Here is a 22,415-nt window from a genome sequence, read left to right as displayed (position 1 = left end):
GGGGCAGTGTCAGGACTCGGCGGTGAAGCCGATCTTCTTGACCAGCGGGCCCCAGCGCTCGTATTCGGACTGGAGCGATTTCTTCATGTCCTCGGGCGAGGAGCCGTGGGCGACCAGGCCGACCGACAGCAGGCCCTCGGCCACGGCCTTGTCCTTGAGCGCGGCCTGGATCGCGGTGCTCGCGGCGGCGATGACGGCGGTGGGCGTCTTCGCCGGCGCGAAGAAGCCGAACCATTCGTCGGCCACGATTTCCGGGAAGCCCTGCTCGGTGAAGGTGGGCACATCGGGCAGGTAGGCCGCGCGCTGTGCGCCCGAGGTGGCGAGCACGCGCAGCTTGCCGGCCTTGGCGAAAGGCAGGTAGTCGCCCACGGGCGTCATGCTCGAGGCGATCTGCCCGCCCACCACGTCGTTGATGGCCGGCAGCGAGCCGCGGTAGGGAACGTGGCGCAGGTCGGTGCCGGTGTTCAGGCCCAGCAGCGCACCCAGGAAGTGCGGCGTGGAGCCCGCGCCCGGCGAGCCGTAGCTGGCCTGCCCGGGGTTGGCCTTGGCCCAGGCGATGTAGTCCTTCAGCGTCTTCACGCTGGCCGGCACCATCGGGCCGACGGCCAGGCCGTGCGTCATCACGGCGCCGATGGAAACCGGCGCGAAATCGGCGATGCCGTAGCTCAGCTTGGTATAGATGTGCGGGTAGGTCGACAGCGCGGAGGCCTGCGCGAGGCACAGCACCGAGCCGTCGGCCGGCGAAGTCTTGAGCGTGTCGAGCGCAATGCGCCCGCCCGCGCCGGGCTTGTTCTCGACCACCGCGTTGATCTTCGAATAGGGCGTGTCGCCCAGCTTCTCGGCCACCCGGCGCGCCACGCTGTCGCCCGCGCTGCCGGCCGGAAAGCCGTAGTAGATCTTGGCCTGCTGCACGGCCTGGGCGAGTGCGGCAAGCGGATGCAGGGCGCCGAGCGCGGCTGCGCCGCCGAGTGCCTGCACGAATTGGCGTCTGTTGGTCATGGTGTTGTCTCCTTGTTTTCCGGGGCGGTTTGCTGGGGCTGAAAATCAGCGCGGCGCCATGCGCAGGGCGCCGTCGAGGCGGATCACTTCGCCGTTCAGATGACCGTTGGTCACGATATGGCAGGCCAGCTCGGCAAATTCCGAAGGCTTGCCCAGGCGCGGCGGAAACGGGATCGATGCGGCCAGCGATTGCTGCACGGCTTCGGGCAGCTCCATCAGGAGCGGCGTGGCAAAGAGGCCCGGCGCCACGGTGCACACGCGGATCGCGTGCTGCGCGAGGTCGCGCGCCATCGGCAGCGTCATGCCGACCAGGCCGCCCTTGGAGGCGCTGTAGGCCTGCTGGCCCACCTGGCCGTCGAAGGCCGCGACGGAGGCGGTGAAGAGCATCACGCCCTTCTCGCCGTTGTCCAATGCCTCGAGCTTGGCGCAGCGTGCGGCAAAGAGGCGCGCCATGTTGTAGCTGCCGACCAGGTTGATGTTGACCACACGCACGAAGTCTTCGAGCGGTGCGGGATTGCCGTCCTTGCCGACGATGCGCTTGGCGCTGCCGATGCCGGCCACGTTCATCAGGATGCGCGCGGTGCCGTGCGCGGCCTCGGCCTTGTCGAGCGCGGCATTGACGCTGTCGGTGTCGGTGATGTCGCAGGCGCAGGCGACGCCGCCGATCTCGGCCGCCACCTTCTCGGCGAGCTCTGCATTGCGGTCGAGCACGGCCACCTTGGCGCCCAGGCGCGCGAGTTCGCGCGCGGTGGCTTCGCCCAGGCCCGATGCGCCGCCGGTCACGAGTGCGGCTTGTCCTTCGATCTTCATGGTGTGTGTCTCCTCGGATGGTTCAGCGGGGCTTCAGGGTGAAGGGCAGGGTGTCGGCATGCAGCGCCTCGACGATCTCGGCGCGGTGCTTGAGCACGGCGCGCTGGTTGATGGAGCCCTTGTCGGTCACTTCGCCCTTGTCGATGGAGGGCGGCTCGGCCATCAGGTGCAGCCGAGCGATGCGGTTGGCGCTGCCGGTGCCCATGGCCGCCAGCGCGCTGGCCACCTGCTGGAAGTGCGCCTGCACCGGTGCGCTTTCGAGCACCTGCTGCATGGCGGCGCCTTCGGGCAGGCCGGCCAGCTGCCGCACCTTCTGCGTCGGAAAGACCAGCGCGCCGACTTCCTTCAGGTTGATGCCGGTCAGCACCGCGTCCTGCACATAGGGCGCGCCGGCCGCGATGATCTTCGCGCGCAGCGGGCCCACGCTCACGAAGGTACCGGTGGCGAGCTTGAAGTCTTCGGCGATGCGGCCGTCGAAGCGCAGCCCGCGGTGGATGTTCTGGTCGTCGATCCACTTCACCGCATCGCCGGTCGAGAAGAAGCCCTCTTCGTCGAAGGCTTCGGCCGTGGCCTCGGGCGCGCGCCAGTAGCCGGGCGTGATGTTGGGGCCGCGGTAGCGCACCTCGGTCTTGCCGTCGACCTCGATCAGCTTGAGCTCGATGCCGGCCGCGGGCAGGCCCACGTCGCCCGACTTGACCTCGGGCCCCGTGACGTAGAGCGCGAACGGGCCCGACTCGGTCATGCCGAGGCCCGTGCCCATCACGATGCGCTCGCCGACTTCGGACTCCTGCGTTCTGTGCAGGCTGTCCCACACGGGCTGCGAGAGCGCGGCGCCCGAGTAGAAGAACATCTTCACGCGCGACAGCAGGTTGCGGCGCAGCACCGCGTCGGTTTCCATGGCGTGCGCAATGGCCTCGAAGCCGGTCGGCACGTTGAAGTAGATGGTGGGCGCGATCTCGCGCAGGTTGCGCAGCGTCTCGGCCATGCCGCCGGGCGTGGGCTTGCCATCGTCGATGTAGAGCGTGCCGCCGTTGTCCAGCACGATGCCCACGTTGTGGTTGCCGCCGAAGGTGTGGTTCCAGGGCAGCCAGTCGACCAGCACCGGCGGCTCCTCGCCCAGGGCGGGAATCGACTGGCGCAGCTGCTGCTGGTTGGCGCACCACATGCGGTGCGTGTTGATCACCGCCTTGGGCATCTTGGTGGAGCCCGAGGTGAAGAGGAACTTGGTGATGGTGTCGGGGCCGGTGGCGCGCATCGCGGCGTCGATGGCGGGCGTGGCGGTCGTGGCGGCCAGCGCATCGAACGCTGTGACCGCGCGGCCTTCGGGCGCGCCTTCGGCGATCACGACTTCGGTGTCGGCGGACACGGCGGCTGCAATGGCACGGCCGTAGCGCGCGGCGTCGGCTGCGAACACCAGGCCCGGCGTGAGGGTGTCCAGCACGTGGCGCAGTTTCTCGAAGTCCTGGCTCACCACCGAGTAGGGCGGCGACACCGGGCAATACGGCACGCCCGCATAGAGGCAGCCGAGGGCCATCAGGGCGTGTTCGATACCGTTCTCGCTCAGGATCGCGACCGGGCGCTCCGCACTCAGGCCGCGGTCGAGCAGGGCCTGGCCGATGCCGCGCGCCTTCTGCAGCGCCTCGGCGTAGCTCACGCGAATCCAGTCGCCGGTGCTGCCGTCGGCCAGGCGTTCGCGGCGGGCGATGAAGGTGCGCTCGGGCGTCTGCTCGGCCCAGTGCGCGAGGCGGTCGGTCATGCGGTCGCGATAGGGCGCGAGCTGGGTTTCGGCCCGCAGGTACTGCGTGCCCGGCGCACCTTCGCGCAGCACGGCGCGCGTGACGCCGAAGGCCAGCGGACGGTATCGGATCGTGGTCATCCCTTGCTCACCTTCGCGCCGCGGCCTTCGAGGAAATCGCGCACGCGCTCCTTGGCTTCGGGCGCGGCCTGCACGATGCCGGACATCAGCGCCTCGGTGAAGAAGCCGTGGTCGGCCGACTGCTCGGCGATGCGCGGCAGCGCATGCATCAGCGCGTAGTTGGTCAGCGGCGCATTGGTGGCCACGCGCCTGGCAAGTTCGAAGGCCTTGTCGAAGGCCGTGCCTTCATCGACCAGGTACTGCGCGAAGTTGGCGCGCTCGCCGTCCTCGGCGTTGTAGACGCGGCCGGTCATCATCATGTCGGTCATGCGGGCCACGCCGATCAGCTTGGGAATGCGCACCGAGCCGCCGCCGCCCACGAAGATGCCGCGCGAACCTTCGGGCAGCGCATAGAAGGTGCTGCGGTCGGCCACGCGGATGTGGCAGGCGCTCGCCAGCTCGAGGCCGCCGCCTACCACCGCGCCGTGCAGCGCCGCGATCACCGGCACCGGGCCGTGCTGGATCAGCTCGAGCGCGCCGTGCCACAGGCGCGAGTGCTGCATGCCCTGGCCCGCGTCGCGCTCTTTCAGTTCGCTCAGGTCGAGGCCGGCGCAGAAGTGCGGGCCCTCGCCGTCGAGCACCGCGGCGCGCACCGTGGAAGGCAGCGTCTCGAAGGTGTTGCGCAGCGCGAGGATCAGGCCGTCCGACAGCGCATTGCGCTTGGCGCCGCGCGTCAGGCGGACGATGGCCACGTCGTCGCGGATGTCGAGTTGGAGGTCGGGATTGGTCATGATTGCATTCGAGTGTGAGTTGGATTATGGTTATGATAAATAATCAATTCAAGGCACTTGAGCCCCCCGATTCCTAGGGACTTACCCGTACTGGAGACAACGACATGGACCACCAGAACCTGATCGCCATCGACATCCACACCCACGCCGAAGTGAGCTGCTGGAACCCGTTCGACAACTACGGCGAGGAATACGACCGCGCCGCCGACAAGTACTTCGGCTCCAGCGGCCGGCCCACCATTGCCGAGAGCGTGGCCTACTACCGTGAACGCAAGATCGGTTTGGTGATGTTCATGGTCGACGCCGAATCGAACATGGGCCGCCGGCGCATTCCGAACGAGGAAATCGCCGAGGCTGCGCAGCAGAACAGCGACATGATGATTGCCTTCGCCAGCATCGATCCGCACAAGGGAAAGATGGGTGCGCGCGAGGCGCGTCGGCTGATCGAGGAGCACGGCGTGAAGGGTTTCAAGTTCCACCCGACGGTGCAGGCTTTCCACCCTTACGACAAGATGGCCTGGCCGATCTACGAGGTGATTGCCGAGCACAAGCTGCCGGCCATCTTCCACACCGGCCACAGCGGCATCGGCTCGGGCATGCGCTGCGGCGGCGGCCTCAGGCTGGAATACAGCAACCCGATGCACCTGGACGACGTGGCCATCGACTTCCCCGACATGCAGATCGTGATGGCGCACCCCAGCTTCCCCTGGCAGGACGAAGCGCTGAGCGTGGCTACGCACAAGCCCAACGTGTGGATCGACCTGTCGGGCTGGAGCCCCAAGTACTTTCCGAAGCAGCTGGTGCAGTACGCCAACACGCTGCTGAAGGACCGCATCCTGTTCGGCAGCGACTACCCGCTGATCACGCCCGACCGCTGGATGAAGGACTTCGAGGCGGCCGGCTTCAAGCCCGAGGTGATGCCGGGCATCCTGAAGGGCAATGCGGTCAGGCTGCTGAAGCTGGAGGGCTGACTAGCCGTCAGCTTCTTCTTTCTTCCGTTCCTCTTCCTCCCCGATCCGGTCCCAGTCGCGCCCCGAGCGGCGCTGCCTTTCCTCGCGTTCGCGCGCCATCTGTTCCTCGAACTGCTGGCGGCCCGCCTTGTTGGCCGCGATCAGCTTGGCGCGGTCCTTGTAGTGCGGGTAGATCTCGTCGCTGAGCTTGATGTTCCGGCGGCGGAACCGCATGGCCGACTCGCGCGCCTCGTGCGCCGGCCAGCCCAGCGCCTCGAGCGTGGTGCGCGCGCTGCGCAGCGACGACTCGAACACCTCGCGTTCGACATCCGTCACGCCGCGGTCGCGCAACTGGAAGAGATGGGTCACGTTGCGGGCCCGCGCGATGATGCGTGCCTGCGAAAAGTGCTCCTTCACGAGGTCGACGATCTCGAGCGACTGCTCGATGTCGTCCACCGCCACCACGATGGCCTTGGCCGTGCCGGCGCCCGCGGTGCGCAGCAGGTCGAGCCGCGTCGCATCGCCATAGAACACGCGAAAACCGAACTGGCGCAGGCCTTCGACGGTGTCGGCATCGTGGTCGAGCACCGTCACGCGCAGGCCCTGCGACATCAGCATGCGGCCGACGATCTGGCCGTAGCGGCCGAAGCCGCAGATCAGCACCTTGGCATCCTGCTGCTCGGAAATTTCTTCGAGCTGCGGGCCGTTGCTGCGGCTGTAGCGCGGCAGCACGAACTTGTCGAGCAGCACCAGCAACAGCGGCGACAGCAGCATTGACAGCGCCACCGCGCCGATCAGGAGCGAGGTGATCTCGGGCGGCAGCACGTCGGGCCCCGCGGCCTGGAACACCACGAACGCGAACTCGCCGCCCTGCGCCAGCAGCAGCGTGAACACCGGCCGCTCCTGGTAGGCCAGGCCCATGGCCTTGGCCAGCGCGTAGATCACGGCCAGCTTGATGGCCATGAAGCCGACCACCAGCATCGCCATCAGCCCCGGGCTCGCAATCAGCACGCCGAAGTCGATCGACATGCCCACGGCGATGAAGAACAGGCCCAGCAGCAGGCCCTTGAACGGCTCGATGTCGGTTTCGAGCTCGCGCCGGTATTCGCTTTCCGCCAGCAGCACGCCGGCAAGGAAGGCGCCCAGCGCCATCGACAGGCCCACGAACTGCATCAGCGCCGCGATGGCCACCACCAGCAGCAGCGCCGCGGCGGTGAAGATCTCGGGCGTGTCGCTGCGCGCGATCCAGCGCAGCAGCGGGCGCAGGGCAAGCCGGCCGCCGAGGATGATGCCGGCGATCACGCCGACGATCTTCAGCGCTTCCAGTGCGCGGTCCAGCCCGCTGAGCGACTGTTCGGCCGCCGTGGCGCCTGCCAGCAGCGGCAGCAGCGCCAGGATCGGGATGGCCGCGACGTCCTGGAACAGCAGGATCGAGAAGCCCGCCTGGCCGCTCGGCGTCCTGAGCAGGTTGCGTTCGCCGAACACCTGCAGCGCAATGGCCGTGGACGAAAGCGCCAGGCCCAGCGCGGCCACCAACGCCACGCGCCATTCGGCGCCCACGGCCCAGCCGACGGCAAACAGCACCGCGGCGCAGCTCAGCACCTGCGCGGTGCCCCAGCCGAAGATCGGCCGGCGCAGGTTCCACAGTCGCTTGGGTTCGAGTTCGAGTCCCACGAGGAACAGCATCAGCACCACGCCGAACTCGGCGAAGTGCAGCACGTCTTCCACGCTGGAGACCAGCCCCAGCCCCCACGGGCCGATGGCGATGCCGGCCACGAGGTAGCCGATGATGGAGCCCAGGCCCAGGGCCCTGGAAAGCGGCACCACCAGCACGGCGGCGCCCAGGTAGATCAGGCTGTTGGTCAGCCAGGCGGGTGCGTGTTCCATGCTCAGGCCAGGCCTTCTTCGTTGTTCTTTTCTTCGTTGGCGGCGGACATGGAGGCAAGGCCCCGGGCCGTCGCGGAGTGGAAGGCGCCGGACGCCACCTTGTCCATGTCGTCGGGTTCGGCCGGGCGGTCGGTTTCGGGGACGGGACAGGCCACGCAGGTGTCGAGTTCCTCGAGCTCGGGCCATCGGGGGTAGCTGCCGAGCCGCTGGGTGAACACGTCGACGTGCGCCGCCACCTCGGCCTCGGCGGCGCCGCGTGCGCCGTGGAAGACCAGCGGCGGCAGGAAGCGCATGCCGCAGAGCGCCGCGGTCTGCTCGTAGGGCGGCAGGAAGGCGTCGAAGAAATGGCGGTGGTAGCTCTGGGGGTGGTAGCTCGCCTCGGGGCTTCCCGTGGTGGCGACCAGCCAGAAGTCCTTGCCCTGCAGGGCCGTGCCGCCGGGCCCGTAAGCCCATCCGTAGCTGAGCACGTCGTCGATCCAGAGCTTTTGCAGCGCCGGCATCGAATACCACTGGATCGGGTGCAGCAGCACCACCAGGCTGGCCTTCGCGAGCCGGGCCTGTTCGGCTTCGACGTCGATCGCGAAGTCGGGGTAGCTGCCGTAGAGGTCGTTGACGTCCACCCCCGGCACGCCGCGCGCGGCGGCCAGCATGCGCCGGTTCACGCGCGAGTCGCGCCAGTGCGGATGGGCCGCGAGCACGTAGATGCCGCCGGTGTCGCCGGCGGCCGATGTTGTTGTCGTCATGCCGCGAACATAGCGCAAGATTGGCTCTCCCCCAGTCTTCGCGCACAGGCACTACGATGCGGGCCTATTCCCGCTCTGGAGGAGAACTTCATGCCGGTGGTTCTGGTCGCCAACCCCAAGGGTGGCGTGGGCAAGTCGACGATCGCGACGAACATCGCGGGCTACTTTGCGAGCCGCGGCCATGCGGTGATGCTGGGCGACGTGGACCGCCAGCAGTCGTCGCGCCTCTGGCTGGGCCTGCGCCCGCCGCAGGCGCGGACCATCGCCACCTGGGAAGCCACCGGCGACAGCGCCGTGGTGCGGCCGCCGCGCGGCACCACGCATGCCGTGCTCGACACGCCCGCCGGCCTGCACGGCTGGTGCTTCAAGGAGGTGCTGGCGCTGGCCGACCGGGTGATCGTGCCGCTGCAGCCGAGCATCTTCGACATCTATGCCACGCGCGATTTCCTCGACCGGCTGATGGAGCAGCGCCGCGCCGAAAAGACGAGGATCAGCCTCGTGGGCATGCGCGTGAACGCCCGCACCCTGGCGGCCGACCGGCTGCACGAGTTCATCGCCGGCCTTGGCGTGCCGGTGCTGGGCGAACTGCGCGACACGCAGAACTACGTGCAGCTCGCGGCGCGCGGCCTCACGCTGTTCGACATTGCGCCGGGGCGCGTCCAGCGCGACCTGGAGCAGTGGCAGCCGATCTGCGAATGGCTGGAAGCCTGAGCCCCCGGTTTTCCCTGAGCCTGCTTGTCGCAAGCCCGACAGCCGCGCCGCCGGCCTTGGCGCCAGAATGCCCCGCATGACCATAAAGACATTCCAGACGCTTCAGGATCTTGCGGCCTGCGTCGGCCAGGAAGTTGCCGTGAGCGACTGGATCACCATCACGCAAGAGCAGGTGAACCAGTTCGCCGAGGCCACGGGTGACCACCAGTGGATCCATGTCGACGTCGAGCGCGCCAAGGCCGGGCCCTTCGGCGGCCCGATTGCCCATGGCTTCCTGACGCTGTCGCTGCTGCCGCGCTTCTATGAGACGGCGCTCGAGGTGGTCGAGTCGCGCATGGGCGTGAACTACGGGCTGAACCGGGTGCGCTTCATGTCGCCCGTGCCGGTGGGCAAGCGGCTGCGGGCGCGCATGAAGCTGCTCACGGCGGAGCCGATCGCCGACGACGGCATCCAGATGACCTGGGAAACCACGATCGAGCTCGAAGGCGCGGCCAAGCCGGCCTGCGTGGCCGAATCGGTGGTGCGCCGCTACCGCTGAAAAGCGGCTCAGCCGAACCCGTTCTGGCGCCAGGCCTCGAAAACGGTCACCGCCACGGCGTTCGAGAGATTCAGGCTGCGCTGCCCTTCGCGCATCGGCAGCCGCAGGCGCTGCGGTTCGGCAAAGCCATCGCGCACCGCGGGCGGCAGGCCGCTGGTTTCCGAACCGAACACCAGCCAGTCGCCCGGCTGGAAGCGCACGTCGTGCACGGCGCGCGTGCCGCGCGTGGTGAGCGCGAACATGCGCTCGGCGGCCGGCCGCTCGGCATCGAGCAGCGCCTGCCAGCCGGCATGGCGTTTCACCTCGGCATATTCGTGATAGTCGAGCCCGGCGCGGCGCAGCAGGCGGTCGTCCATCGAGAAACCCAGCGGCTCGACCAGGTGGAGCGTGCAGCCGGTGTTGGCGGCAAGGCGGATCACATTGCCCGTGTTCGGCGGGATTTCGGGCTGGACCAGGACGATATGGAACATGCGCCGATTGTCGCGGCGGCGCGGGCCGCTCAATGCGGCGGATCGGTGCGCGCGAACACCAGGGCCGTGACATGCACCGCGCCCGCCAGCCGCAGCGCCGCAGCGGCCGAGAACAGCGAGGCGCCGCTGGTCATCACGTCGTCGACCAGCACCACGCGCCGGCCTTGCAGCTCGTGGGCGCGCAAGGGCTCCACCGCGAAGGCGCCGCGCAGGTTGTGCAGACGCTCGGCGTGCGCGAGGCCGCTCTGCGCCGGTGTTTCGCGGGTGCGCAGGAGCGGCGTCGCGTCGGTCTTGGCGGCGGCCAGCTGGCGCGCCAGTTCGAGCGCCTGGTTGAAGCCGCGCTCGCGCAGCCGGGCCGGTGCCATCGGCATGGGCAGCACCCGGTCGCATTGCTCCAGCGCCGGCTCCACCCACGGCACGCTGCGCATCAGCGTGGCGAGCGGCCCGGCCCAGCCGGCCTCGCCGCGAAACTTGAATTGAGCGGTGCAATCGGGCCATGGCCACGCATAGGTGCAGGCTGCGAAGCAGGCATCGAGCGGCGGCGGATCGCGCATGCATTCGCTGCATCGGGCCACGCCCTCGGGCACGGGCAGGGCGCAGCTGCCGCAGCGCGCGGCCGGCGGCGCGAAGCGGGCCACGCAGGCATCGCAGACGCGGCGGGAAGGCCATGCGCAGCACACCTCGCACTGGCTGGGCAGCCGTGCGAGCAGAGAGGTCAAAGGCCGATCGGCCCAACGGCTGAACATGGGCTCAATATACTCACGGCCCCATGGCCACCGACCCCGCAAGAAGACCGCCGACCATCGATCCCACGGCGGCCGCGCGCTGGAGCCGGCTCGCGCCTGCCGACGGCTCGCCCTGGCTGCACGAGGAAATCGGCCGCCGCATGGAAGACCGGCTGCAATGGATCAAGGCGCAGCCGCGCACCTGGGCCGACTGGGCGCCGCTGCGCGGCGGCCTCGAGGCGCATGAGCTCGTGGCCCGGCGCTACCGCGAAGCCACCTGCTTCGTGATCGAACCCGAAGCGGACCTGGCCGCCGCGGCCGGCGAGGCGCTGGCGGCGCCCTGGTGGAGCGCGCGCCGCTGGCAGGGCGGCAAGGCGCGCTTCGATGTGCCGCCCGAAGACGGCGTGGACCTGCTCTGGGCCAACATGTCGCTGCACATGGCGGCCGATCCAGAGGCGCTCATCGCGCGCTGGCACCGGCTGGTGGCGACCGACGGCTTCCTGATGTTCTCGTGCCTCGGCCCCGACACGGTCCGCGAGCTGCGGGCGCTGCACGCGCGCCTGGGCTGGCCGGCCGCGGGCCACGAATACACCGACATGCACGACTGGGGCGACATGCTGGTGCACGCCGGCTTCGCCGAGCCGGTGATGGACATGGAACGCATCGTGCTCACTTGGGCCACGCCCGAGGCGGCGCTGGCCGAGCTGCGCACGCTCGGGCGCAACCTGCATCCCGCGCGCTTCCCGGCGCTTCGCGGCAAGGCATGGCACCAGGCGCTCAAGCATGCGCTGCCCGAGCTGGCGCCGGCGCAGGAGGGCGGCGGGCGCATCGCGCTGACCTTCGAGGTCATCTACGGCCATGCCTTCAAGCCCGCGCCGCGCGTGGCGCTTTCGGCCGAGAGCGCGGTGTCGCTGCGCGAGATGCGCTCGATGCTGCAGCGCGGGCGGCCCGGCGCCTGATCGGCGCGGGCGGCCAGCTGCGCATCCGCGACCGGGCGCCTGTGTCTACCCGCTACAATCCGCCGTTGCGTGAAACTCGCGGGTAGTGTTCCGCGAACGAGGTCTGTCCGATCCTGTGGAGACAAGGGGTTGGGCAGCCGTCGACGCACCGATTTGCTGAACTCGCCCGTGTCGAATTCCGTGTTTCGTTTTGCCACTGTTTCAGGCCAGAACATCCACTGGTTCCTGAAGCGGAACTGCTCGGTGACGCCGAGCCAGCTGGGCTGGCTCTACGCCTCGCTGTGCGTGGTATCGCTCGGTATCGGCGCGGTCTTCTGGATGCTCGGTGCGCCGCTGGTGCTGCCTTTTGCCTGGCTCGAACTGGCCGCGGTGGGTTTTGCGTTCATGCTGTACGCACGGCACGCGACCGATGGAGAACGGATTGCGCTGCAGGGCGGCCGGCTGGTGGTAGAGCTCGAGAACGGTGGAGACTACGAGCGCACGGAATTTCTGCCGCACCAGGTGCGGATCGAACCGCAGGCCGGCGATCGTTCGCTGATCGAGGTCTCGGGTCAGGGTCGATCGGTCAGGGTGGGGCGCTATGTACGCCCGGAGTTGCGAGCCGCATTGGCGCGCGAGATTCGCATGGCGTTGCGTGGCGCCTGAGGGCTCGCGCGGCGCTGCACGGTTGGGTTTGTTGAAAAAAATTGAAGAAACGTGAACACGATGAAGAGCATTTGGCGCAATAAGTACAGGCCGGCGAATCTGTTGCTGGCGGCCGGCGCGGCTTTCAGCGGCGCGGCGCACGCAGTCAACGATCTGCCCGGCGGCCCCTCGGTGCGCCAGCTGAATCTTCCGCTGGGCGTCACCAAGATTGCGCAGGAACAGCACTTCCTGCACACGGTGATGATGATCCTGTGCACGGTCATCTTCGTTGCCGTGTTCGCGGTCATGTTCTATTCGATATGGAAGCACCGCAAGTCGGTCGGCCACAAGGCGGCCAACTTCCATGAATCGGTGGTGGTCGAGGTCATCTGGACCATCGTGCCCTTCATCATCGTGATCGTGATGGCGCTGCCCGCCACCAAGGTGCTGGTGGCCCAGAAGGACACCACCAACGCCGACCTCACGATCAAGACCACCGGCTACCAGTGGAAGTGGGGCTACGACTACCTGAACGGCGAAGGCGAGGGCCTGGCCTTCATCTCCACGCTCGACAGTTCGCAGCGCGCCATGTCCGACGCCGGCGCCAAGGGCGCCATGCCCGACGACTACCTCTTCAAGGTCGACAACCCGCTGGTGGTGCCGGTCCAGAAGAAGGTCCGCATCATCACCACCGCCAACGACGTGATCCACGCGTTTGCCGTGCCACAGCTCGGCATCAAGCAGGACGCGGTTCCCGGCTTCGTGCGCGACACCTGGTTCCGCGCCGAAACCGTGGGCGACTACTACGGCCAGTGCCAGGAGCTCTGCGGCAAGGAGCATGCCTACATGCCGATCCACGTGAAGGTGGTCTCGGCCGCCGACTACACGGCGTGGGTCGATGGCAAGCGCAAGGAAGCCGCTGCCAAGCTCGACGATCCAGGCAAGGTCTGGGCCCTGCCCGACATGATGACGCGCGGCGAGAAGGTCTATGCCGCCAACTGCGCGGCCTGCCACCAGGCCAACGGCAAGGGTGCCGGCCCGATCAAGCCGCTGGACGCCAGCCCCAAGGTGGTCGACGCGGACCACAAGGTACAGCTGATGGTGCTGCTCAACGGCCAGAACAATGGTGCGATGCCCTCCTGGAAGCAGCTGAGTGACACCGACCTCGCAGCGGTCGCCACCTATACCAAGAACAGCTGGTCGAACAAGACGGGCCAGCTGGTGCAGCCGGCCGAAGTTCTGGCCCTGCGCGGCAAGTGACCGTGCCCCAGCGCCCCGCGACGAAGAAATTGCAAGGAACAACGAAATGAGTGCAGTCCTCGACCCCCACGGTCACGCCCACGACGGCCACGCACACGACGAGCACCACGCAGCGCCCACCGGCTGGCGCCGCTGGGTGTTCGCCACCAACCACAAGGACATCGGCACGCTCTACCTGCTGTTCAGCTTCACCATGCTGATGGTGGGCGGCGTGCTCGCGCTGCTGATCCGCGCCGAGCTGTTCCAGCCCGGGCTGCAACTGGTGAATCCGGAGCTGTTCAACCAGTTCACCACCATGCACGGCCTGATCATGGTGTTCGGCGCCATCATGCCGGCCTTCGTGGGCTTCGCGAACTGGATGATCCCGCTGCAGATCGGCGCATCCGACATGGCGTTCGCGCGCATGAACAACTTCAGCTTCTGGCTGCTGATCCCCGCTGCGCTGATGCTCGTGGGCTCGTTCTTCATGCCTGGCGGCGCACCCGCTGCGGGCTGGACGCTCTATGCGCCGCTCACGCTGCAGATGGGCCCCTCGATGGACGCCGGCATCTTCGCGATGCACATCATGGGCGCCTCGTCGATCATGGGCTCGATCAACATCATCGTCACCATCCTGAACATGCGCGCCCCCGGCATGACGCTCATGAAGATGCCGATGTTCTGCTGGACCTGGCTCATCACCGCCTACCTGCTGATCGCCGTGATGCCCGTGCTCGCAGGCGCCATCACCATGACGCTGACCGACCGCCACTTCGGCACCAGCTTCTTCAACCCCGCCGGCGGCGGCGACCCGGTGATGTACCAGCACATCTTCTGGTTCTTCGGCCACCCCGAGGTCTACATCATGATCTTGCCGGCCTTCGGCATCATCAGCCAGATCGTGCCGGCGTTCTCGCGCAAGCGGCTGTTCGGCTATGCCTCGATGGTGTACGCCACCTCGTCGATCGCGATCCTGTCGTTCATCGTCTGGGCGCACCACATGTTCACGACCGGCATGCCGGTCACGGGCCAGCTCTTCTTCATGTACGCGACCATGCTGATCGCGGTGCCCACGGCCGTGAAGATCTTCAACTGGATCGCCACCATGTGGCAGGGCTCGATGACCTTCGAAACCCCGATGCTGTTCGCGGTGGGCTTCATCTTCGTGTTCACGATGGGCGGCTTCACCGGCCTCATCCTGGCCATCGCCCCGATCGACATCCAGCTGCAGGACACCTACTACGTCGTGGCCCACTTCCACTACGTGCTCGTGGCCGGTTCGCTCTATGCCATGTTCGCGGGCTACTACTACTGGGCGCCCAAGTGGACCGGCGTGATGTACAACGAAACGCGCGGCAAGATCCACTTCTGGTGGTCGCTGATCTCGTTCAACGTCACCTTCTTCCCGATGCACTTCCTGGGCCTGGCGGGCATGCCGCGCCGCTATGCCGACTACCCGATGCAGTTCGCCGACTTCAACGCGGTGGCTTCGGTCGGTGCCTTCGCCTTCGGACTCGCGCAGGTCTATTTCTTCTTCTTCATCGTGCTGCCGACCATGCTCGGCAAGGGCGAGAAGGCATCGCAAAAGCCCTGGGAAGCCGCTGAAGGCCTCGAGTGGGAAGTGCCGTCGCCGGCACCCTTCCATACCTTCGAGAACCCGCCCAAGCTCGATGCGACCGCCACCAAGGTGATCGGCTGAACGGCTCCAGGCCGCCGGCTTGCATGACCACAATGACCACGCCCGAACAAAAAAGGAACAACCGCCGCATGGGGCTCACGCTGGCCTCCATCGCCGTGCTGTTCTTTCTCGGATTCCTGGTCCGCATGATCTGGTTCGGCGGACGCTGAAGCAGCCAACGGAGCCGCCCGCATCATGAGCCTCGGTCAACGCATCAAGCGCGCCAATGTCCGCATGGTCGGCAAGCTGGCCGTGGTGACCTGCGGCATGTTCGCGTTCGGCTATGCCCTGGTGCCGCTGTACCGCGCCATCTGCGAAATGACCGGCATCAACATCCTCGCGCTCAGCGAGCTCGAGGTGCCGGGCGGTGCAAGCGGCGGCAAGAACGTGCGCGTGCCCGACAACACGCAGGTCGACACCACGCGCACCATCACGGTCGAGTTCGACTCCAACGTGCGCGGCGGCCTCTGGGACTTCAAGCCGGCCGAGCGGACGATGCAGGTGCATCCCGGCCAGCTCAACACCGTGGTCTACGAATTCCAGAACGTGCAGAACCGCCGCATGGCGGCGCAGGCCATTCCGAGCTACGCGCCGCAGCAGGCCGCGCCGTACTTCAACAAGCTCGAGTGCTTCTGCTTCAACCAGTACACGCTCGACCCGGGCGAGAAAAAGCAGTGGCCCGTTGCCTTCGTGATCGACCCGAAGATCTCCAAGGACGTGAAGACCATCACGCTGTCCTACACCTTCTTCGAAGTCGGCGGCAAGACGCCCGCAGCCCCGGTGGCTGCTGTTTCGAATGCTGCCCATGAGCCCCGCTCGTGACCGCACCGAACACGCCCCCCAAGGCCACGCTGTGGGACACGGTGAAGGCCGTGTGCTGGTCGTTCTTCGGGGTGCGCAAGAAAAGCGCCTACCAGGACGACCTGGCCAAGCTGAACCCGCTGCACATCATCGCGGTGGCCTTTGCCGCGGTCGTTGTTTTCATCGTCGGCCTGGTGCTGCTGGTGCGCTACGTGGTTGCGCCCTGAACACGGTCCGCATGGCCCACGACATCCAGAACCAGAACCCATCGAATCGAGAGAAGAAAGAAAGCCAGGAGCTGATATGAGTTCAACCACCCACGGCACCACGCCCTACTACTTTGTGCCCGGGCCGTCCGCCTACCCGGTCATGGCCGCGACCGGCCTGTTCTTCGTGATTCTCGGCGCGGGCCAGTGGATCAACGGCCACCAATGGGGCGCCTGGTCCCTGCTGCTGGGCATGGTCGGATGGCTTGCCACGCTGTTCGTGTGGTTCCGCACCGCCATCGGCGAAAGCGAAAGCGGCCAGTACGGCCACAAGATCGACCTCTCGTTCCGTTGGAGCATGAGCTGGTTCATCTTCTCAGAAGTGATGTTCTTCGGCGCCTTCTTCACCGCGCTGTGGTGGACCCGCACCCATTCGCTGCCGGCGCTCGGCAGCCTCGACAACGCGCTGCTCTGGCCCGACTTCAAGGCCGTCTGGCCCAGCATTGCAGCCGGCGCCACCGGTTCGCCGGCCGACATCGTCGAGCCCTTCCAGACCGTCGGCCCGTTCTGGCTGCCCACGATCAACACCGCGCTCCTGCTGAGCTCGGGCGCGACGCTCACCATTGCCCACCACGCGCTGCGCGCCGGCCATCGTGCCCAGACCATCCGCTTCATGTGGCTCACCGTGCTGCTCGGCGTGCTCTTCCTGGGCGTGCAGGGCTACGAGTATCACCACCTGTACACCGACCTGAACCTCAAGCTCAGCTCCGGCGCCTACGGCTCGACCTTCTTCATGCTGACCGGCTTCCACGGCCTGCACGTGTTCATCGGCATGCTGATGCTGCTGTTCATCACGCTGCGCCTGCAAAAGGGCCACTTCACGCCGGAGCGCCATTTCGGCTTCGAGGGCGCGGCCTGGTACTGGCACTTCGTCGACGTGGTGTGGCTCGGCCTTTACATGCTGGTGTATTGGCTTTGAGCGAACCCCGCGGCATGCAGAAAAAAAGGCGCCGGAAGGCGCCTTTTTCATGGTTCTCGTGGAACGAGCACCATCTACTTGCCGAGCGGGAGCCCGGTGGGCTGGATGTAGCCGAATTTCCAGGCCAGCAGCATGCAGAGGAACAAAAACACCGAGAGGCCGATCCGAAAGGTGAGCGCGCGCGCCATGCCGCCGCTCTTGGCGCGCCCGTTGCGCCCGTCTTTCAGCATGTAGAAGAGCGCGAAGGCAAGGCTCACGAAGATGCCCACGAAAACCAGGGCGATGAAATATTTCATGACCCCAATTATCGGCCGCACGCCTCATCCACTCCAGTGACGCCGGAACCCCTTCACCCCGCCGGGACGAGGCCGCGGCGGGGTCGCTTCCTGCTGGTCACGCTGGCCGCCGTGCTGACCCTGTCCGCCACGGTGTCGCTGGGCCGCTGGCAGCTTTCGCGTGCGGCGCAGAAGGAGGCGCTGCAAGCCGAGATCGAGGCCCAGAAGCAGAAGCCGCCGCTGGCCCAGGCCGAGTTTCTTGCGCTCGAAGCGCCGGCCGGCGCGCTGCACCGGCCCGTGCGGCTGCGCGGCCTCTGGCTGACGCCGCAAACGGTTTACCTGGACAACCGGCAGATGCACGGCGTGCCGGGCTTCTACGTGCTGACGCCGTTCGCCCTGGAAGGCAGCGACCAGGCCGTGATGATCCAGCGCGGCTGGGTGCAGCGCAATTTCAACGACCGCACGCAGCTGGGCGCGGTCGAGACGCCGGCCGGCATCGTCGAAGTCACGGGCCTGATCGAGCCGCCGCCGGGCCATTTGTTCGAACTCGGCAAGCCGGCCGCGGCTGCCTCGGCACCGGAATCCACGGGGTCTTCGCCCATCCGGCAGAATCTCGACCTGGAAGCGTTCCGCGCCGAAACCAAGCTGCCGCTGCGAACCGATGTGTCGCTGCAGCAGGTCGGCCCCGCTTCCGAGGGGTTGCAGCGCGACTGGCCGGCCCCCGCTCTGGGTCTGGAGAAGCACTACGGCTATGCATTCCAGTGGTTCGGGCTTTCGGCTCTCGTGGTCATCCTCTATGTCTGGTTCCAAATCATTTCCCCCTACCGCCGCTCGAGGCGCCGCGCACGCAATGCAAACAGCCTCTGACGAACCGCTGGGCCTGACGGTGCACTCCATGCCGTCGCCCAACCAGGCGCTCGACGGTGCCGAGGGCCGCCGCACGGTGGTCGGCCGCTGGAAGATGATTGCCGTGATGCTGATGTGCGCCGCGCCCGTCATCGCGTCCTACTTCACCTACTACGTGATCCGGCCCGAAGGGCGCAGCGTCTACGGCGAGCTCATCGATCCGCAGCGCACGCTGCCGGCATTCACCGCGGCGGACCGCAACGGTGCGCCGGTCGACTTCGCCACGCTCAAGGGCCAATGGCTGCTGGTGGCGGTGGCCGACGCGGCCTGCGACGCGCTCTGCGAACAGCAGCTCTACCTGCAGCGCCAGCTGCGCGAAAGCCTGGGCCGCGAGAAAGACCGGCTCGACCGCGTCTGGCTCGTGAGCGATGCGGCGCCCGTTCCGGCGCGGCTGGACAACGGCCTTCGCGGTGCCACCGTGCTGCGCTTGCCGGCCGAGCAGCTCGCCAGGTGGCTCGCGCCGGTCCCGGGCCATGGGCTGGCCGAGCACCTGTACGTGGTCGATCCGATGGGCAACTGGATGATGCGTTTTCCGGCCCGCATGGACGCCGCGGGCGCGAGCCGCGCCAAGCGCGACCTCGACCGCCTGCTGCGCGCCTCTGCATCCTGGGACGAGCCCGGCCGCTAGCACTGCACGATGGACACCGGCTCGCTCTACGACCTCACACCCATTGCCTGGCTGATGGCTGCCGGCGTGCTGATCGCGCTCGGTCCGCTGGTGTGGGTGTGGCGCCGCAACGCGGGCGCCGGACCGGCGCGCCGGCTGCACGCGCTCACGGTGCTGACGCTGTTCCTCACCTTCGACCTCACGCTGTTCGGCGCCTTCACCCGGCTCACCGATTCGGGCCTGGGCTGCCCCGATTGGCCGGGCTGCTACGGCAACGCGAGCCCGGTGGGCGCGCGCCATGAGATCGCCATGGCGCAGTCGGCCCAGCCGACCGGCCCGGTCACGCACGGCAAGGCCTGGGTCGAGATGGTGCACCGCTACCTGGCCACCGGCGTCGGCGTGCTCATCCTCGCGCTCGCGGGCGCCACCTGGATCGTGCGGCGGCGCCAGCGCCGTGTGCCTGCGCCAGCGGGCGGCGAGCACGCCACGCTCAGCGCATGGTGGCCTGCGCTCACGCTGGTCTGGGTCTGCCTGCAGGGCGCGTTCGGCGCCCTCACGGTGACCTGGAAGCTCTTTCCCGCCATCGTCACGCTGCACCTGCTGGGCGCCGTGGTGCTGCTGGTGCTGCTGTGCATCCAGGCGGTGCGCTACCGGCAGGCCGCGGCGGACCGCCTGCCCACGGCCGTATCGCCTGCGCTGCGCAACGGGTTGATCGCCACCTCGGCACTGCTGCTGCTGCAAATTGCGCTCGGCGGCTGGGTCAGCACCAACTATGCCGTGCTGGCCTGCACCCAGTTCCCGACCTGCCAGGGCAGCTGGTGGCCGCCGATGAGTTTTGCGCAAGGCTTCGAGATCTGGCGCCACCTGGGCGTGACCGGCAACGGCGCGCCGCTCGATTTTTCCGCGCTCACCGCCATCCACTACGCGCACCGGCTGATGGCCTACGCCGTGTTCGCCGCCCTGGGCGTGCTCGCCTGGCAGTTGCGCCGCACCCCGCCGTTGCGGCCGCAGGCGCGCTGGCTTGCCGGGCTGGCCCTGCTCCAGCTTGCCACCGGCCTTGGCAACGTGCTGCTCGGCTGGCCGCTGGCTGCCGCGGTATTGCACACCGGAGGCGCCGCGGCGCTGGCCGTGGTGCTGACCTGGGCGCTGTGCGAGAGCCGCCGCAGGGCGGCCGCTACAGTCGCGCACGACAGAGACAAGGCGCCCGGCGCCCCACATAACAACCAGAGGGAGGCCGCCGCGTGAGCACGCCGATTTCCGTGCAGCAGACAAGCACCGCCAACGTGCTGCGCCAGTTCTATGCGCTGACCAAGCCCCGCGTGGTGCAGCTGATCGTTTTCTGCGCCCTCATCGGCATGGTACTGGCCGTGCCCGGGCTGCCTTCGTGGGCCGACGTTCAGCGCGCCGTGCTGGCCTGCATCGGCATCTGGCTGGTGGCGGGTGCAGCGGCGGCGTTCAACTGCCTGGTCGAGAAGGGCATCGACGCCAAGATGAAGCGCACCGCCTGGCGCCCCACGGCGCGCGGGCAGCTCAGCGACCTGCAGGCGCTGGTGTTTTCCGCGCTGCTGTGCGTGGCCGGCTCGGCGCTGCTGTGGTTCCAGGTCAATCCGCTCACCATGTGGCTGACCTTTGCCACTTTTGTCGGTTACGCGGTGATCTACACCGTGATCCTCAAGCCGCTGACGCCGCAGAACATCGTGATCGGCGGCGCCTCGGGCGCGATGCCGCCGGTGCTGGGCTGGGCCGCGATGACCGGCGATGTGGGCCCCGAGGCGCTGATCCTGTTCCTGATCATCTTCCTGTGGACGCCGCCGCATTTCTGGGCGCTGGCGCTCTACCGCGTCGAGGACTACCGCAAGGCCGGGCTGCCGATGCTGCCCGTCACGCACGGCAACGAGTTCACGCGGCTGCAGGTGCTGCTCTACACCTTCATCCTGTTCGCGGCCTGCCTGATGCCTTTCATCTACGGCATGAGCGGCTGGCTCTACCTGGCGGTGGCGGTGGGCGTGAGCATCGGCTTCACGGGCTACGCCTTCGCGCTCTGGCGCAACTACTCCGACACGCTGGCGCGCAAGACCTTCCGGTTCTCGCTGATCCACCTGAGCGTGCTGTTCGCGGCATTGCTCGCCGACCACTACCTCCGCTGATTGATTGATCGAATGCCCGTGCCCATGAACAAGCGAAACGCTCTGAAACTGATTGCCGGTGGTGCGGGATGGGCCGGCATGGCCGCAACCCTGGGCCTGGGGCTTTCGGCCTGCGGCGAGCCCAAGCCCAGCTTCAATGCGGTCGACATCACGGGTGCCGACTACGCCCGTGACTTCTCGCTGAAGGATGCCGACGGCAAGGTCCGCACCCTGGCGGATTTCAAGGGCAAGGTGGTGGTGCTGTTCTTCGGCTACGCGCAGTGCCCCGACGTCTGCCCCACCACCATGACCGAGATGGCGCAGGTCAAGCAGCAGCTTGGCAGCGACGGCGACAAGCTTCAGGTGCTGTTCGTCACGGTCGATCCCGCGCGCGACACGCCCGAGGTGCTCAAGGCCTACATGGGCGCGTTCGACCCGAGCTTCGTCGCGCTGATTCCCACGGCCGACCAGCTCGTCGCAGTCGCCAAGGACTTCAAGGTCTATTACAAGAAGGTCGAGGGCAAGACCCCCACGAGCTATTCGATGGACCATTCGGCCGCCAGCTTCGTCTACGACGCCGACGGCAGGCTGCGGCTCTACGCACGCTATGGCGCCGGCGCGGCGCCCATGGTGTCGGACGTCAAGGCGCTGCTCAAGTCCTGAGCGGGCCGTGACCTACCCGCCGCCGCCCATGGATGCCGCCGTTGCCCTGGCCTCAGTCGACCACCTGAAGGCGCGCAGGGGCGCCTTCCGCATTGCGCTCATTCCGCCCGAGGTGCTGCGCGCGCTCAACGACGGGCTGCTCGAAACCGTCAACCTCAACGAATTCATGGCGCTCGAGCTGCCGCAGCTCGCGCGCAGCGTGGCGGCCCACATCGGCCTCGATCCGGCGAGCGAACGGCTGGCCGACACCATCGCCATGCTCGGCGCGTTCAAGCCGATGCAGCGGCATGGCCACATTGCGCGGGTGCTTTACGACCTGGCGGCGCTGCATGCCGAGCGCGATACCGTCGCCCACCGGCTGGCCACGCATGCCAGCGACGTTGCGCGCTGCTGGGCCGCGCAGTGGGTCACGCTCTCGGGCTTGCCGCTGGCGGCACAGCTGGAGGCGGTGCGGCGCTTTGCCGCCGATCCGCACTTCGGCGTGCGGGAAATCGCCTGGATGGCGGTGCGCGACGCGGTCATCGCCTCGCTCGACGAGTCGCTCGCGCTGTTGCAGCCGTGGACGGCCGACACCGATCCGAACATCCGCCGCTTTGCCAGCGAGCTCACGCGCCCGCGCGGCGTCTGGTGCGCGCAGATCGATGCGCTCAAGGCGGAACCCTGGCGCGCCTTGCCGCTGATCGAGCCGCTTCGGGCCGACACCAGCCGCTATGTGCAGAACTCGGTGGCCAACTGGCTCAACGATGCGAGCAAGACCCAGCCCGAGTGGGTCGACCGGCTCTGCGCGCGCTGGGTGGCCGAATCGGACACGCCGGCCACCCGGTACATCGCCAAGAGGGCTCTGCGAACGCTGGCCAAACAGGCATGAAAAAG

General features: G+C 67.7%; 26 protein-coding genes. 17 read left to right on the top strand and 9 right to left on the bottom strand.

The window, feature by feature from the left end; translation table 11 throughout:
• Nucleotides 1-9: 9 nt before the first annotated feature.
• Genes VAPA_RS22575 through VAPA_RS22560 form a run of 4 tightly spaced genes read right to left on the bottom strand, consistent with a single transcriptional unit; the run spans nucleotide 10 to nucleotide 4,455 of the window.
• Nucleotides 10-999, bottom strand: coding sequence for a Bug family tripartite tricarboxylate transporter substrate binding protein (locus VAPA_RS22575; protein ID WP_021009086.1), 990 nt, complete (start codon nucleotides 997-999; stop codon nucleotides 10-12).
• Between the two features lie 45 nt (nucleotides 1,000-1,044).
• Nucleotides 1,045-1,809 carry an SDR family NAD(P)-dependent oxidoreductase gene (locus tag VAPA_RS22570; RefSeq protein ID WP_021009085.1) on the bottom strand — a complete coding sequence of 255 codons (765 nt, stop codon included), beginning with the start codon at nucleotides 1,807-1,809 and terminating at the stop codon, nucleotides 1,045-1,047.
• Between the two features lie 22 nt (nucleotides 1,810-1,831).
• Complete coding sequence (locus VAPA_RS22565; protein WP_021009084.1) at nucleotides 1,832-3,685, bottom strand: feruloyl-CoA synthase; 1,854 nt, start codon at nucleotides 3,683-3,685, stop codon at nucleotides 1,832-1,834.
• Nucleotides 3,682-4,455, bottom strand: coding sequence for a crotonase/enoyl-CoA hydratase family protein (locus VAPA_RS22560; protein WP_021009083.1), 774 nt, complete (start codon nucleotides 4,453-4,455; stop codon nucleotides 3,682-3,684). Before VAPA_RS22560 ends, VAPA_RS22565 begins: the two co-directional genes overlap by 4 nt.
• A gap of 104 nt (nucleotides 4,456-4,559) precedes the next feature.
• Here VAPA_RS22560 and VAPA_RS22555 point away from each other — a divergent pair, with 104 nt between their 5' ends.
• Complete coding sequence (locus tag VAPA_RS22555; protein WP_021009082.1) at nucleotides 4,560-5,426, top strand: amidohydrolase family protein; 867 nt, start codon at nucleotides 4,560-4,562, stop codon at nucleotides 5,424-5,426.
• Here VAPA_RS22555 and kefC read toward each other — a convergent pair whose 3' ends face one another.
• Nucleotides 5,427-7,292 (bottom strand): glutathione-regulated potassium-efflux system protein KefC, encoded by a 1,866-nt coding sequence (gene kefC / locus VAPA_RS22550; RefSeq protein WP_021009081.1) that lies wholly within the window; start codon nucleotides 7,290-7,292, stop codon nucleotides 5,427-5,429. It lies immediately after the preceding gene.
• A 2-nt stretch (nucleotides 7,293-7,294) separates the two neighbouring features.
• Complete coding sequence (gene kefF / locus VAPA_RS22545; protein ID WP_021009080.1) at nucleotides 7,295-8,035, bottom strand: glutathione-regulated potassium-efflux system oxidoreductase KefF; 741 nt, start codon at nucleotides 8,033-8,035, stop codon at nucleotides 7,295-7,297.
• 90 nt (nucleotides 8,036-8,125) lie between these two features.
• Here kefF and VAPA_RS22540 point away from each other — a divergent pair, with 90 nt between their 5' ends.
• Nucleotides 8,126-8,746, top strand: coding sequence for a ParA family protein (locus VAPA_RS22540; protein ID WP_021009079.1), 621 nt, complete (start codon nucleotides 8,126-8,128; stop codon nucleotides 8,744-8,746).
• A gap of 67 nt (nucleotides 8,747-8,813) precedes the next feature.
• On the top strand, nucleotides 8,814-9,284 hold the full coding sequence (locus tag VAPA_RS22535; RefSeq protein ID WP_041946201.1) for a MaoC family dehydratase: 471 nt from the start codon (nucleotides 8,814-8,816) through the stop codon (nucleotides 9,282-9,284).
• Nucleotides 9,285-9,292: 8 nt separating this feature from the next.
• Here VAPA_RS22535 and trmL read toward each other — a convergent pair whose 3' ends face one another.
• Nucleotides 9,293-9,754 (bottom strand): tRNA (uridine(34)/cytosine(34)/5-carboxymethylaminomethyluridine(34)-2'-O)-methyltransferase TrmL, encoded by a 462-nt coding sequence (gene trmL / locus VAPA_RS22530; RefSeq protein WP_021009077.1) that lies wholly within the window; start codon nucleotides 9,752-9,754, stop codon nucleotides 9,293-9,295.
• 29 nt (nucleotides 9,755-9,783) lie between these two features.
• Nucleotides 9,784-10,500: a ComF family protein gene (locus tag VAPA_RS22525; protein ID WP_021009076.1), complete on the bottom strand. Its 717-nt coding sequence runs from the start codon at nucleotides 10,498-10,500 to the stop codon at nucleotides 9,784-9,786.
• A 23-nt stretch (nucleotides 10,501-10,523) separates the two neighbouring features.
• On the opposite strand from VAPA_RS22525, the gene VAPA_RS22520 reads away from it, so the two are divergent.
• From VAPA_RS22520 to VAPA_RS22490, 8 genes are all read left to right on the top strand, one after another.
• Nucleotides 10,524-11,438 carry a class I SAM-dependent methyltransferase gene (locus VAPA_RS22520; protein WP_021009075.1) on the top strand — a complete coding sequence of 305 codons (915 nt, stop codon included), beginning with the start codon at nucleotides 10,524-10,526 and terminating at the stop codon, nucleotides 11,436-11,438.
• Between the two features lie 168 nt (nucleotides 11,439-11,606).
• The gene (locus VAPA_RS22515) at nucleotides 11,607-12,083 is read left to right on the top strand and encodes a DUF2244 domain-containing protein (RefSeq protein ID WP_021009074.1); all 477 of its coding nucleotides are present in this window, start codon (nucleotides 11,607-11,609) and stop codon (nucleotides 12,081-12,083) included.
• A gap of 60 nt (nucleotides 12,084-12,143) precedes the next feature.
• Nucleotides 12,144-13,322, top strand: coding sequence for a cytochrome c oxidase subunit II (coxB, locus tag VAPA_RS22510; RefSeq protein ID WP_021009073.1), 1,179 nt, complete (start codon nucleotides 12,144-12,146; stop codon nucleotides 13,320-13,322).
• A 46-nt stretch (nucleotides 13,323-13,368) separates the two neighbouring features.
• On the top strand, nucleotides 13,369-15,000 hold the full coding sequence (gene ctaD / locus VAPA_RS22505) for a cytochrome c oxidase subunit I (RefSeq protein WP_021009072.1): 1,632 nt from the start codon (nucleotides 13,369-13,371) through the stop codon (nucleotides 14,998-15,000).
• A 23-nt stretch (nucleotides 15,001-15,023) separates the two neighbouring features.
• Complete coding sequence (locus VAPA_RS35235) at nucleotides 15,024-15,149, top strand: cytochrome oxidase small assembly protein (RefSeq protein WP_370878952.1); 126 nt, start codon at nucleotides 15,024-15,026, stop codon at nucleotides 15,147-15,149.
• A gap of 25 nt (nucleotides 15,150-15,174) precedes the next feature.
• Entirely contained in the window at nucleotides 15,175-15,801 is a 627-nt protein-coding gene (locus tag VAPA_RS22500; protein ID WP_021009070.1) for a cytochrome c oxidase assembly protein, read from the top strand.
• A complete protein-coding gene (locus VAPA_RS22495) occupies nucleotides 15,798-16,007 on the top strand; it encodes a DUF2970 domain-containing protein (protein ID WP_021009069.1) in 210 nt (69 codons plus the stop codon). The genes VAPA_RS22500 and VAPA_RS22495 overlap by 4 nt, the downstream gene beginning before the upstream one ends.
• 76 nt (nucleotides 16,008-16,083) lie before the next feature.
• Nucleotides 16,084-16,965: a cytochrome c oxidase subunit 3 gene (locus VAPA_RS22490; RefSeq protein ID WP_021009068.1), complete on the top strand. Its 882-nt coding sequence runs from the start codon at nucleotides 16,084-16,086 to the stop codon at nucleotides 16,963-16,965.
• A 74-nt stretch (nucleotides 16,966-17,039) separates the two neighbouring features.
• On the opposite strand, the gene VAPA_RS22485 is transcribed toward VAPA_RS22490, so the two are convergent.
• The gene (locus tag VAPA_RS22485; protein ID WP_021009067.1) at nucleotides 17,040-17,261 is read right to left on the bottom strand and encodes a twin transmembrane helix small protein; all 222 of its coding nucleotides are present in this window, start codon (nucleotides 17,259-17,261) and stop codon (nucleotides 17,040-17,042) included.
• A gap of 36 nt (nucleotides 17,262-17,297) precedes the next feature.
• On the opposite strand from VAPA_RS22485, the gene VAPA_RS22480 reads away from it, so the two are divergent.
• From VAPA_RS22480 to VAPA_RS22455, 6 genes are read left to right on the top strand one after another with little or no spacing between them, the layout of a single operon-like run.
• Nucleotides 17,298-18,107: an SURF1 family protein gene (locus VAPA_RS22480; protein ID WP_021009066.1), complete on the top strand. Its 810-nt coding sequence runs from the start codon at nucleotides 17,298-17,300 to the stop codon at nucleotides 18,105-18,107.
• Nucleotides 18,091-18,774: a hypothetical protein gene (locus VAPA_RS22475; protein WP_021009065.1), complete on the top strand. Its 684-nt coding sequence runs from the start codon at nucleotides 18,091-18,093 to the stop codon at nucleotides 18,772-18,774. Before VAPA_RS22480 ends, VAPA_RS22475 begins: the two co-directional genes overlap by 17 nt.
• 9 nt (nucleotides 18,775-18,783) lie before the next feature.
• Nucleotides 18,784-19,998 (top strand): COX15/CtaA family protein, encoded by a 1,215-nt coding sequence (locus VAPA_RS22470; RefSeq protein WP_021009064.1) that lies wholly within the window; start codon nucleotides 18,784-18,786, stop codon nucleotides 19,996-19,998.
• On the top strand, nucleotides 19,995-20,900 hold the full coding sequence (gene cyoE, locus VAPA_RS22465) for a heme o synthase (RefSeq protein WP_021009063.1): 906 nt from the start codon (nucleotides 19,995-19,997) through the stop codon (nucleotides 20,898-20,900). Before VAPA_RS22470 ends, cyoE begins: the two co-directional genes overlap by 4 nt.
• Nucleotides 20,901-20,924: 24 nt before the next feature.
• Nucleotides 20,925-21,542 (top strand): SCO family protein, encoded by a 618-nt coding sequence (locus VAPA_RS22460; protein ID WP_196232520.1) that lies wholly within the window; start codon nucleotides 20,925-20,927, stop codon nucleotides 21,540-21,542.
• 28 nt (nucleotides 21,543-21,570) lie between these two features.
• On the top strand, nucleotides 21,571-22,410 hold the full coding sequence (locus tag VAPA_RS22455; protein WP_021009061.1) for a DNA alkylation repair protein: 840 nt from the start codon (nucleotides 21,571-21,573) through the stop codon (nucleotides 22,408-22,410).
• Nucleotides 22,411-22,415: the final 5 nt, after the last annotated feature.

Origin of the sequence: Variovorax paradoxus B4 (assembly GCF_000463015.1) — a bacterium.
Classification (GTDB): domain Bacteria; phylum Pseudomonadota; class Gammaproteobacteria; order Burkholderiales; family Burkholderiaceae_C; genus Variovorax; species Variovorax paradoxus_E.
Note: the sequence above shows the minus strand (reverse complement) of the source record. Positions and strands in the feature narration are given on the sequence as shown.

Excerpts from the sequence above, each read along its gene's own strand:
- kefF (WP_021009080.1), bottom strand. The coding sequence starts at position 8,035 with ATGACGACAACAACATCGGCCGCCGGCGACACCGGCGGCATCTACGTG.
- VAPA_RS35235 (WP_370878952.1), top strand. The coding sequence starts at position 15,024 with ATGACCACAATGACCACGCCCGAACAAAAAAGGAACAACCGCCGCATG.
- VAPA_RS22460 (WP_196232520.1), top strand. The coding sequence starts at position 20,925 with ATGAACAAGCGAAACGCTCTGAAACTGATTGCCGGTGGTGCGGGATGG.
- VAPA_RS22535 (WP_041946201.1), top strand. The coding sequence starts at position 8,814 with ATGCCCCGCATGACCATAAAGACATTCCAGACGCTTCAGGATCTTGCG.
- kefC (WP_021009081.1), bottom strand. The coding sequence starts at position 7,292 with ATGGAACACGCACCCGCCTGGCTGACCAACAGCCTGATCTACCTGGGC.
- VAPA_RS22455 (WP_021009061.1), top strand. The coding sequence starts at position 21,571 with ATGGATGCCGCCGTTGCCCTGGCCTCAGTCGACCACCTGAAGGCGCGC.
- VAPA_RS22560 (WP_021009083.1), bottom strand. The coding sequence starts at position 4,455 with ATGACCAATCCCGACCTCCAACTCGACATCCGCGACGACGTGGCCATC.
- VAPA_RS22470 (WP_021009064.1), top strand. The coding sequence starts at position 18,784 with ATGGACACCGGCTCGCTCTACGACCTCACACCCATTGCCTGGCTGATG.
- VAPA_RS22565 (WP_021009084.1), bottom strand. The coding sequence starts at position 3,685 with ATGACCACGATCCGATACCGTCCGCTGGCCTTCGGCGTCACGCGCGCC.
- coxB (WP_021009073.1), top strand. The coding sequence starts at position 12,144 with ATGAAGAGCATTTGGCGCAATAAGTACAGGCCGGCGAATCTGTTGCTG.
- VAPA_RS22520 (WP_021009075.1), top strand. The coding sequence starts at position 10,524 with ATGGCCACCGACCCCGCAAGAAGACCGCCGACCATCGATCCCACGGCG.
- VAPA_RS22570 (WP_021009085.1), bottom strand. The coding sequence starts at position 1,809 with ATGAAGATCGAAGGACAAGCCGCACTCGTGACCGGCGGCGCATCGGGC.
- VAPA_RS22555 (WP_021009082.1), top strand. The coding sequence starts at position 4,560 with ATGGACCACCAGAACCTGATCGCCATCGACATCCACACCCACGCCGAA.
- VAPA_RS22475 (WP_021009065.1), top strand. The coding sequence starts at position 18,091 with ATGCAAACAGCCTCTGACGAACCGCTGGGCCTGACGGTGCACTCCATG.
- VAPA_RS22540 (WP_021009079.1), top strand. The coding sequence starts at position 8,126 with ATGCCGGTGGTTCTGGTCGCCAACCCCAAGGGTGGCGTGGGCAAGTCG.
- VAPA_RS22525 (WP_021009076.1), bottom strand. The coding sequence starts at position 10,500 with ATGTTCAGCCGTTGGGCCGATCGGCCTTTGACCTCTCTGCTCGCACGG.
- VAPA_RS22575 (WP_021009086.1), bottom strand. The coding sequence starts at position 999 with ATGACCAACAGACGCCAATTCGTGCAGGCACTCGGCGGCGCAGCCGCG.
- VAPA_RS22500 (WP_021009070.1), top strand. The coding sequence starts at position 15,175 with ATGAGCCTCGGTCAACGCATCAAGCGCGCCAATGTCCGCATGGTCGGC.
- VAPA_RS22490 (WP_021009068.1), top strand. The coding sequence starts at position 16,084 with ATGAGTTCAACCACCCACGGCACCACGCCCTACTACTTTGTGCCCGGG.
- VAPA_RS22485 (WP_021009067.1), bottom strand. The coding sequence starts at position 17,261 with ATGAAATATTTCATCGCCCTGGTTTTCGTGGGCATCTTCGTGAGCCTT.
- ctaD (WP_021009072.1), top strand. The coding sequence starts at position 13,369 with ATGAGTGCAGTCCTCGACCCCCACGGTCACGCCCACGACGGCCACGCA.
- trmL (WP_021009077.1), bottom strand. The coding sequence starts at position 9,754 with ATGTTCCATATCGTCCTGGTCCAGCCCGAAATCCCGCCGAACACGGGC.